The organism is Burkholderia seminalis DSM 23518 (assembly GCF_902832885.1).
In the GTDB taxonomy this organism is placed as follows: domain Bacteria; phylum Pseudomonadota; class Gammaproteobacteria; order Burkholderiales; family Burkholderiaceae; genus Burkholderia; species Burkholderia seminalis.
This window is the reverse complement of sequence record NZ_CADFDK010000004.1, coordinates 328,258-337,005: the sequence shown is the minus strand read 5'-3', so window position 1 is coordinate 337,005 and position 8,748 is coordinate 328,258. Positions and strand designations below refer to the sequence as shown.

Annotated in this window: 8 protein-coding genes; 5 read left to right on the top strand and 3 right to left on the bottom strand. The window is 68.8% G+C overall.

The window, feature by feature from the left end; genetic code table 11:
- Window positions 1-63 precede the first annotated feature (63 nt).
- Window positions 64-1,005, bottom strand: a complete 942-nt coding sequence (locus HWX00_RS15710) for a helix-turn-helix domain-containing protein (protein ID WP_051700896.1) — start codon at window positions 1,003-1,005, stop codon at window positions 64-66.
- A gap of 218 nt (window positions 1,006-1,223) precedes the next feature.
- On the opposite strand from HWX00_RS15710, the gene HWX00_RS15705 reads away from it, so the two are divergent.
- The 5 genes from HWX00_RS15705 (at window position 1,224) to HWX00_RS15685 (ending at window position 7,573) form a co-directional block, all read left to right on the top strand.
- On the top strand, window positions 1,224-2,876 hold the full coding sequence (locus tag HWX00_RS15705) for a (2,3-dihydroxybenzoyl)adenylate synthase (RefSeq protein ID WP_175026794.1): 1,653 nt from the start codon (window positions 1,224-1,226) through the stop codon (window positions 2,874-2,876).
- Entirely contained in the window at window positions 2,873-3,646 is a 774-nt protein-coding gene (locus HWX00_RS15700; RefSeq protein ID WP_034186170.1) for a thioesterase II family protein, read from the top strand. Before HWX00_RS15705 ends, HWX00_RS15700 begins: the two co-directional genes overlap by 4 nt.
- The gene (locus HWX00_RS15695; RefSeq protein ID WP_034186169.1) at window positions 3,643-3,948 is read left to right on the top strand and encodes an isochorismate lyase; all 306 of its coding nucleotides are present in this window, start codon (window positions 3,643-3,645) and stop codon (window positions 3,946-3,948) included. Before HWX00_RS15700 ends, HWX00_RS15695 begins: the two co-directional genes overlap by 4 nt.
- Window positions 3,945-5,369, top strand: coding sequence for an isochorismate synthase (locus HWX00_RS15690; protein ID WP_034186168.1), 1,425 nt, complete (start codon window positions 3,945-3,947; stop codon window positions 5,367-5,369). Before HWX00_RS15695 ends, HWX00_RS15690 begins: the two co-directional genes overlap by 4 nt.
- A gap of 377 nt (window positions 5,370-5,746) precedes the next feature.
- On the top strand, window positions 5,747-7,573 hold the full coding sequence (locus HWX00_RS15685) for an ATP-binding response regulator (protein ID WP_175026793.1): 1,827 nt from the start codon (window positions 5,747-5,749) through the stop codon (window positions 7,571-7,573).
- On the opposite strand, the gene flhC is transcribed toward HWX00_RS15685, so the two are convergent.
- Both flhC and HWX00_RS15675 read right to left on the bottom strand, forming a co-directional pair.
- A complete protein-coding gene (gene flhC / locus HWX00_RS15680) occupies window positions 7,570-8,202 on the bottom strand; it encodes a flagellar transcriptional regulator FlhC (protein WP_059556870.1) in 633 nt (210 codons plus the stop codon). The two genes, HWX00_RS15685 and flhC, sit on opposite strands and share 4 nt — an antisense overlap.
- Complete coding sequence (locus HWX00_RS15675; protein WP_080287718.1) at window positions 8,199-8,588, bottom strand: flagellar transcriptional regulator FlhD; 390 nt, start codon at window positions 8,586-8,588, stop codon at window positions 8,199-8,201. Before HWX00_RS15675 ends, flhC begins: the two co-directional genes overlap by 4 nt.
- Window positions 8,589-8,748 lie beyond the last annotated feature (160 nt).

Genomic DNA, 8,748 nt, shown 5'->3' with positions numbered 1-8,748 from the left:
GAGAATCTATCTCATTCACTCCCATGTGCCCGGTCGATTCCTTTAGGCTGCCGGTCAGTTGTTTTAGATTGCCGCGCTCGTCAGTTCGTCGTCGTCGATCGCGTTCGACGACGCGCGAATATCGCTCGGCGAAATGCCGTAGCGCTTGCGGAACGCGATCGAAAAATGCGCGGGACTGTAGCCGACGCGATACGCGACGGTCGACACGTTCGCGTCCTCCGCGCACAGCATCGCGTGCGCGGTCCGCAGCCGGTATTCCTGCAGGTACGCATACACGCTCGTGCCGAACACCTTGCGGAATCCGGCCGTCAGCTTGCGCGAATTCATCCCGACGCGGCCCGCGAGCGCGTCGAGCGTCGGCGGCTGCTGGAGCTCGCGCGTCAGGATGTCGCTCGCCGCATACACGCGCTCGACATCCGACGACGTGACGCGCACGTCGGCCGGCGCGAACTGCCGCTGCGTCGCGAGCAGCTGCGCGCTCAGCGCGGTCAGCTCGAACGCCTTCGCCTTCAGGTAGTACTCGCGCACCGCGCCCTCGAACGGGCAGGTGGCGATCTGCACCGCGAGCGCCTGCAGCGCCTTCGACGCCGGGCAACTGACGATGCGCGGATCGCCGCCCGTCGGCGCGAGCATCTTTTCCGGCAGCAGGCTCAGGTTGCGGTCGAGCGCGTCGAGGCCGAGCTGCACGATCGTGTAGCGCAGCGGCACGTCGCGATCGTAGATCTGGTGCGTCGTGAACTCGCCGTCGTTGGCGATCACGCACAGGCCCGGCCCCTTGATGCACTGCTCGGGCTGGCCGGGCACGCGGCAGCGCAACTGTCCGCTCTGCACGAGGACGAGCTTCAGCCCTTTCTCGAGCGGCTCCTCGTACCAGTCGCGGCTGTCCGAGCACAGCGTGCCGCTCATGAGTTTCATGCCCGCATCGACGTGCACCACGCCCGGATGGTTGCCGGGCACGAGCACCGGCGGGTGACGTCGTGACGAAGCGAAGGAGGTCGAGCTCATCGGAGGGTCCGTTGGTTAGGCGGCACGCGCGGACCGGCGCGCGCCGGCGGCAACCGGCCGATTGTCCGGCCGGACCGCGCGGGCGCCGCGCAACGGACGCCCGATCGAATGAAATTGCCGCGATATCAAAAGAAACGACGCTATCGCGGCGCGTGTTCCAAATGATAATACCTCTCATTTACATTTTTTGACAACTTGCCGGAACCCAAGGTCTGCGCATGCAATCCTCCCTTCCCTCCCTGGCGCCGGCCGTGCCGGCCGACGCGCCCGACTGGCCCGACGACGTCGCGCGCCGCTACCGCGACGCCGGCTACTGGCAGGACACGACGTTCTTCGCCGCGCTCGATGCGTGTGCGCGGCGCCATCCCGACGCGCTCGCCGTCGTTGACGGCGCCTGCCGGCTCGGTTATCGCGACCTGCTGGCGCGCATCCGGCGACTCGCGGGCGGCCTCGCTCGGCTCGGCCTGACGCGCGGCGACGCGGTCGTCGTCCATTTGCCGAACGGCGCGCGCTTCATCGAGACGTGCTTCGCGCTGTTCCAGCTCGGCGTGCGGCCGGTGCTCGCGCTGCCCGCGCACCGCCACTACGAGATCGGCGCGTTCTGCCGCTTTGCCGGCGCGCGCGCCTATCTCGGTGCGTCGCAACTCGGCGATTTCGACTGCCGCCCGCTCGCGGCCGCGTTGCAGGCCGACTGCCCGACGCTCGCGCACGTGGTGATGGCCGGCGACGATCACGCGTTCACGTCGTTCGACGCGCTGTATAACGCGCCGCCCGTACTCGAATGCGCGGCACGCGCCGACGACATCGCCTGCTTCCAGCTGTCGGGCGGCACGACCGGCACGCCGAAACTGATTCCGCGCCGCCATCGCGAATACCTGTACAACGTGCGCGCATGCAGCGCCGCAAGCGGCTTCGGTGCCGACACCGTGTATCTCGCCGCGCTGCCGATGGCGCACAACTTCACGCTGTGCTGCCCCGGCACGATCGGTGCGCTGCTCGCGGGCGGCCGCGTGGTCACGACCGGCCGGCCCGAGCCCGAACAGAGTTTCGCGCTGATCGCGCGGGAACGCGTCACGCATACCGCGCTCGTGCCGCCGCTCGCGCTGCTGTGGCTCGACGAGCAACCGCAACGGCAGGCCGACCTGTCGAGCCTGCGCGTGCTGCAGGTCGGCGGCGCGCGGCTGATGGACCACGCGGCCGCGCGCGTGACGCCCGTGCTCGGCTGCCGGCTGCAGCAGGTGTTCGGGATGGCCGAAGGGCTCATCTGCTGCACGCGGCTCGACGATTCGCCCGAACGCATCGCGCGTACGCAGGGGCGCCCCGTATCGGATGCCGATGAAGTGCGCATCGTCGACGAAGCCGGCGAACCGGTCGCGCCCGGCGAGATCGGCGAGCTGCAGGTACGCGGCCCGTACACGATACGCGGTTATTACCGGCTCGCCGACCACGACGCAACGGCGTTCACGGCCGACGGCTTCTACCGCAGCGGCGATCGTGTGCGGCGCACCGCGGACGGCGACCTCGTCGTCGAAGGCCGCGACAAGGACCAGATCAACCGCGGCGGAGAGAAAGTGTCGGCCGAGGAAGTCGAGAACCTGCTGCTCGCGCATCCGCAGGTGCACGACGCGGCAGTCGTCGCAATGCCCGACACGCTGCTCGGCGAGCGTACGTGCGCGTTCGTCGTCGCGCGCGCGCCTGCACCGTCCAGGCTGGTGCTGAAACGCTACCTGCGCGATTGCGGACTCGCGGCCTTCAAGATTCCCGACCGTATCGAGTTCATGCCGCGTTTCCCGGAAACCGGCATCGGCAAGACCAGCAAGAAATCGCTGCGCGAGCTGCTGCGCCGCCAGTTGCAGGCGGCCGCCGCATGATCGCGCGCCCGACCGGTTCGAACTGGATCCGCGAGCTGCGGCTGTCGCCGTGCGCACGGGCGCAACTCGTGTGCTTCCCGCACGCGGGCGGCACCGCGAATTTCTTTCGCAACTGGAGCCGCGCGCTGCCGTGGGACGTCGATCTGCTCGCGCTGCAGTATCCGGGCCGCGAGGAGCGCTTCGGCGAACCGTGCCTGCAGTCGATCGAGGCACTCGCCGGCCCCGCGACCGACGCCCTGCAACGCTATGCGCACGCGCCGCTCGTGCTGTTCGGGCACAGCCTCGGCGCGGCGCTCGCGTACGAGGTCGCGTTACGGCTCGAAGCACGCGGCGCCGCGCCGCTTTACGTGGCCGTCTCCGCGCTGCCGCCGCCGCATCGCCAGCGCCTGTCGAATCTGCACCTGCAATCCGACGACGCGCTCGCAGGCGATGTCGCCCGGCTGTCCGGCGAACACGCCGCGCTGCTCGCCGATCCGGAAATGCGTGCGATCTACCTGCCGATGATCCGCGACGACTATCGCGCGATCGAGACGTACCGGCGCGACCGGCCGCCACGCATCGATGCGCCGCTCGGCGTGATGCATCCGCTCGCCGATACCGAACTCGACCGCGACGAAGCGCATGCGTGGCAGGACGTCGCGGCGCGCCCGATCCGCATCGAGACGTTCGACGGCGACCACTTCTACCTGCGGCACCAATACCCGGCGGTGATCGCGCATCTGGTCGAACGGATCGACCAGTCCCTTCGTTACGGAAAGGAGTACACATGAAAGCACCGGACGCCTGCACGGGGCTTCCCGACATTCGCGACGCCATCGATCGCCTGGACGCCGACATCATCGACGCGCTCGGCCGGCGCATGCAATACGTGAAGGCCGCGTCGCGCTTCAAGCCCGACGAAGCGAGCATCGCCGCGCCGGAACGGGTGGCCGCGATGCTGCCCGACCGGCGCCGCTGGGCCGAACAGGCCGGTCTCGACGCCGACTACGTCGAGTCGCTGTTCGCCGGGCTGATCGCGTGGTACATCGCCCAGCAAACGCAGTACTGGCGGCAACAGCGGGGGCTCGCATGAACGCCGGCCTTCCGCTGCTGCACGACACGTTCGCGCGTGCCGCCCGACGCGCCGCCGCCACCGGCGAGCCGACGCTCGCCTCGGTGTCGGTGCCGCTGCGGCCGCTCGACTTCTTCGACCTGATCGCGGCCTGGGACGACGGCGTCACGCCGTGGTTCTTTCACGAAGCCGGCGACGCGTCCGTCACGCTGTTCGGCTGGGACCGCGCGCTCGAGCTGAACGCCACGGGCGATACGCGCTTCGCGCAGATCGACGCGCGCTGGCGCACGCTGGTTCGCGGCGCGGTGACGGCCGGCCCGCAGCCGCCGCGCGTCGTCGGCGGCTTCCGGTTCGATTCGCATGGGGCGCGCAGCGTGCACTGGGCGTCGTTTCCCGACGCGAGCATGACGGTGGCCACGCTGCTGATCGTGCGTGAAGGCGAAGCGCACTGGGCGGTCTGCCAGCACGTCGTCGCCGCGCACGACGATCCGGCCGCGCTCGCGCATGCGTGTCTTGCACGGATCGAGTCGCTCGGTGCACTCGCCGCCGCCCACGACGACGATGCATCCCACCTGCTGCACACGCAGGCACTACAGGCAAGCGAATGGCAGCGCGAAGTCCGGCGCGCGGTGGACGCGATACGCGGCGGCGCGTTCGGCAAGGTCGTGCTCGCCCGCGACGTGCTCGACCAGTACGCGCGGCCCGTCGCGATCGCGCCGCTGCTGCGCAGGCTCCGCCAACGCGACGCGCATGCCCACCTGTTCGCCATCCGTCGCGCAAATGCATGCTTCGTCGGCGCCACGCCGGAACGGCTCGCGCGGGTCGCGGCCGGCGACGTGCGCACGCATGCGCTCGCCGGGACGATCCGGCGCGGCGCCACGCCCGACGACGACCGCGCGCTCGGCGCCGCGCTGCTGGGCTCCGCGAAGGAACGGCTCGAACACGCGCTCGTCGTCGACGCGATCCGCGCCGCGCTGACGCCGCTGTCGCGCATGCTCGACGTGCCCGAGCACCCGTCGCTGCACCGGCTGCCGAAACTGCAGCACCTGAGCACGCCGATCCGCGCCACGCTGCATGCGGACGCGACGCTGCTGCAGGTCGTCGCGGCGCTGCACCCGACGCCCGCCGTCGCCGGCCATCCGCGCGCGCCGGCACTCGACCATATCCGCGCACATGAAGGCTTCGATCGCGGCTGGTACGCGGCACCGATCGGCTGGATCGATGCGCACGGCAACGGCGACTTCATCGTCGCGCTGCGTTCGGCGCTGATCGAAGGCGGCGCGTGCCGGCTGTTCGCGGGCTGCGGTATCGTCGCCGACTCCGATCCGGTCAACGAGTATCAGGAAACCGAACTGAAGCTGTCCGGCATGCAGGCGGCGATCCGCGTGCGCGATGCGGCGGATGCCCACGGCCGCGCGCGCATGTCGTCGACGGTCGATTGAAGCTTGCCGTGGCCGCCGCTCGCTTCACGGCAACGGCGGCCCATTCCCACGCCGCATGCGCTCGGCAGGCAGCGCCGTCCGTGGAAACGACGATTTCTCCGTGAAAATGTCGAGTGCTCCAGCCATGCCGGCGCGGCCGCTGCGCTGCCGCATGTAACCGATTGCGCACTGCCGAGGCACAATCCAACGCAACCCCATTTGAATCCAAACCGGCGATTCTCAATTACATCTGTAGTCCTGAGTAACTTTCAGATTACGTCAAAAAATACCGCGTATTTCGACACCGCAACGACTATGCTGATGTAACGGGAATACGCGTCTGTGCCGGGCGCGCCGATACGCCCCGCTGCCGTGCGCAGCGATCTTGGTGGACGCATATGCAGTCGCGAGACCGGATTGCCTCGGAACAGGTCAGGATCGTCTACGACGTCGTGATGCCCTACGCCGTCGGCAGCACGCTGCTTGCCCTCTTCGCGACCCTTTCGATCGGCTGGCTCGGCCGTCCGGCCCCCGCATCGGGCCTTGCGTGGCCGCTCTACATCGCCGTGTGCTCGACCGGCCAGATCGTGCTGTCGCGTCTGTATCGGCGATCGCCGTCGTCCGCGAGCCGCTGGCAGTGCTGGGCGCTGGGGCTCTCCGCCTTCAGCACGGCCACCGGCATGGGCTGGGGATGGGCGTCGATTCATCTCGCGGCGCACGCGGATTTCGAAATCGCGAGCCTCGTGGTCATCGCGACGACCGGCGTCGTGGCCGGTGCCATCCCGGTACTCGGCACGTACTTTCCGGCGTTCATCGCCTTTCTGTTGCCGGCCACCCTCCCGTATATCGGCGCCGCGCTCCTGTCGACGAACGCGCTCCAGCGCACGACCGCGCCGATGATGCTGCTGATCGCCGGCGTGATCGGCTATCTCGGGCTGCTGGCGAACCGCGCGGCCACGCGGAACATCCGCCTGCGCTTCAAGGCCGAACGGTACGCAGTCGATCTGCAGGCGCAGAACGCACGGATCGAACGACTCGCCGTCGACCTCGACTGCCAGCGACACATCGCCGACCAGGCCAATCTCGCCAAATCGCAATTCCTCGCGGCGGCCAGCCACGACCTGCGCCAGTCCGCGCATGCGCTGAATCTGCTGATCGGCGCGCTGCACGGCGTCCCGATGCCGCCGGACGGGCGCCAGCTCGTCGAGCGCATCGAGCGCTCGTCCGACGCGCTCAGCCGGCTCTTCGGCGCGCTGCTCGATCTTTCGCGGCTCGACGCCGGCAGCGTCGACGTGCAGCGCCGGCCGTTTGCCGTCGACGCGGTGCTCGAATACGTGTGCAACGACTGCCTGCTCGACGCGCAAGCGAAAGGCGTCGCGCTGTCGCGCGTGCCGTGCCGCGCGGTGGTGCAATCGGATCCGCTGCTGGTCGAACGCATCGTGCGCAATCTCGTCTCCAACGCGGTGCGCTACACCGCGCGCGGAAGAATCGTCGTCGGCTGCCGGCGCCGCGGCACCCGCCTCGCGATCCAGGTCTGGGACACGGGCTGCGGGATTCCCGATCACCTGCAGAAGCTCGTGTTCCACGAGTACTACCAGGTCGGCAATGCCGAACGCGATCACGAGAAAGGCTTCGGGCTCGGGCTCGCGATCGTGCGGCGGCTGGCCGCCCTGCTCGATGGCCGGCTGGCCGTGCACTCGACGCCCGGCCGCGGTTCGTGCTTCGAAGTCGCGATCGCGCTTGCCGCCTGCCCGCCCGATCCGCTCGACCTGCCGATCGCCGGTCACGACGACGTGCCCGGCACGACAGGGCGCGTCGTCGTGATCGACGGCAATCGCGCGACCCGCACCGGGTTGTCCGCACTGCTGGCGACGTGGGGCTACGAGACGATCGCGGTACGCTCGGGCAAGGAGGCGCTCGACCGGCTGTCGGCCGGCGCGCGGCAACCCGACCTGCTGATCTGCGATTACCTGCCGCCGCGCGGTGAAAACGGCATCGCGGTCATCGAGCGGCTGCGCCGGGCGCTCGACGCCGCCGTGCCCGCCTTGCTGATCAGCGGCGATACGACCGACGAACAACGGGCCGCGGCGCATGCGCGCGGGCTGGTTCTGCTGCACCGCCCGCTGCCGAACGGCAAACTGCGCACGGCGGTCGGTCATCTCGTCGCCGCCGGTGCGCGGCGGCGCTCGATGGCCGACACGGACGCCCGCGGCGTCGCGATCTAGCGGCACCGCGCGTGTCCGCCGGCGCTTGCCGGGTCAAGCCGGATCCGCGCGTTCGTGCCGCACGCGCTTCCGGCGGACGGCTCCGGCTTCACGTGGCCGGCGCGCTTGCCGGCCCGTGCCGGCGGCCGGCAGGCGACACAGACGCGATTGGGGCGCAGGTCGTGACGATGGATCACGAATGCGGCATGGCACCGGACGCAGCGCGCCGTCGACAGCACGCCGCCGTCGACGAAGCGCACCAGCATCCACGCGCGCGTCAGGTCGAGCAGCGGATCGCAGTGCGCGGCACGGCATCGCCCCGCATACAGCCCGTACGCCTTCACCAGCGCGTCGAGTCGCGAACACCGCGCGTCGATCCGCAGGAAGCGGTAGATGTTGTGGAACAGCGACGCATGGATGTTGGCCATCCAGGTCATGTACCAGTCGCTGGAAAACGGCAGCAGGCCCTTTGGCGGCGCCACGCCGCGCACCTCGCGATACAGGCGGACCAGGCGCTCGTGCGGCAGCGCCAGCTCGATCTCGAGCATCTGCGGGCGCGCACCGAGCCGGATCAGCGTGACGGCATCGAGCACGAGCCGCGCGTGATCGGCAAGACTCGCCGCATGCGCGGCATCGGCGGCGCCGTTCACGGCATATCCTGGTCGAACGCCCCCATACTGGAGAACGCCAGCGCGACGTGCAGCGGCGCGACTTCGTCCGACGGCGCGTGCCGCGCGAGCGCGTCCACCGTATCGCGGCGGCTCAGTCGCAGCACGCAGATCAATTGGCCCGACGATGCCAGGTTCAGCATCGATCGCATCGACAGGCTTTCCAGTGCCTCCGCCATATCCGGCGTCGCGCCGAGACGAAACATGCCGGTCGCACGATCCGTCCGCAGCAACCGCTGCGCCAGCCACAGATAAGACATGTTCAGGTCGCGAATTAAATCCTCTTCATTGATAGTTTCCATATTGCACCTTGATTGATATCGAATCAGGCCGATGGAGACGTCCGTCAAATCCGTGCAAAGGAACATGTCTGGTTTTACGGTGTGAATCGCCCGCCTCGGCGTCAATTGCCTGATTTTCAGAAGGCAATCAATTGAAATAATCAGCGCACCCCGTATTGGCACGTTCGGTTCTTTTTATCGTATAGTCTGCACCCGGGTTCGATCGCACCCCGAAAACTCTCGGCTT

Bases quoted from the DNA above. Each gene is read 5' to 3' on its own strand.
- HWX00_RS15705 (WP_175026794.1), top strand. From the start codon at position 1,224: ATGCAATCCTCCCTTCCCTCCCTGGCGCCGGCCGTGCCGGCCGACGCG.
- HWX00_RS15700 (WP_034186170.1), top strand. From the start codon at position 2,873: ATGATCGCGCGCCCGACCGGTTCGAACTGGATCCGCGAGCTGCGGCTG.
- HWX00_RS15695 (WP_034186169.1), top strand. From the start codon at position 3,643: ATGAAAGCACCGGACGCCTGCACGGGGCTTCCCGACATTCGCGACGCC.
- HWX00_RS15690 (WP_034186168.1), top strand. From the start codon at position 3,945: ATGAACGCCGGCCTTCCGCTGCTGCACGACACGTTCGCGCGTGCCGCC.
- HWX00_RS15675 (WP_080287718.1), bottom strand. From the start codon at position 8,588: ATGTTCCTTTGCACGGATTTGACGGACGTCTCCATCGGCCTGATTCGA.
- HWX00_RS15710 (WP_051700896.1), bottom strand. From the start codon at position 1,005: ATGAGCTCGACCTCCTTCGCTTCGTCACGACGTCACCCGCCGGTGCTC.
- HWX00_RS15685 (WP_175026793.1), top strand. From the start codon at position 5,747: ATGCAGTCGCGAGACCGGATTGCCTCGGAACAGGTCAGGATCGTCTAC.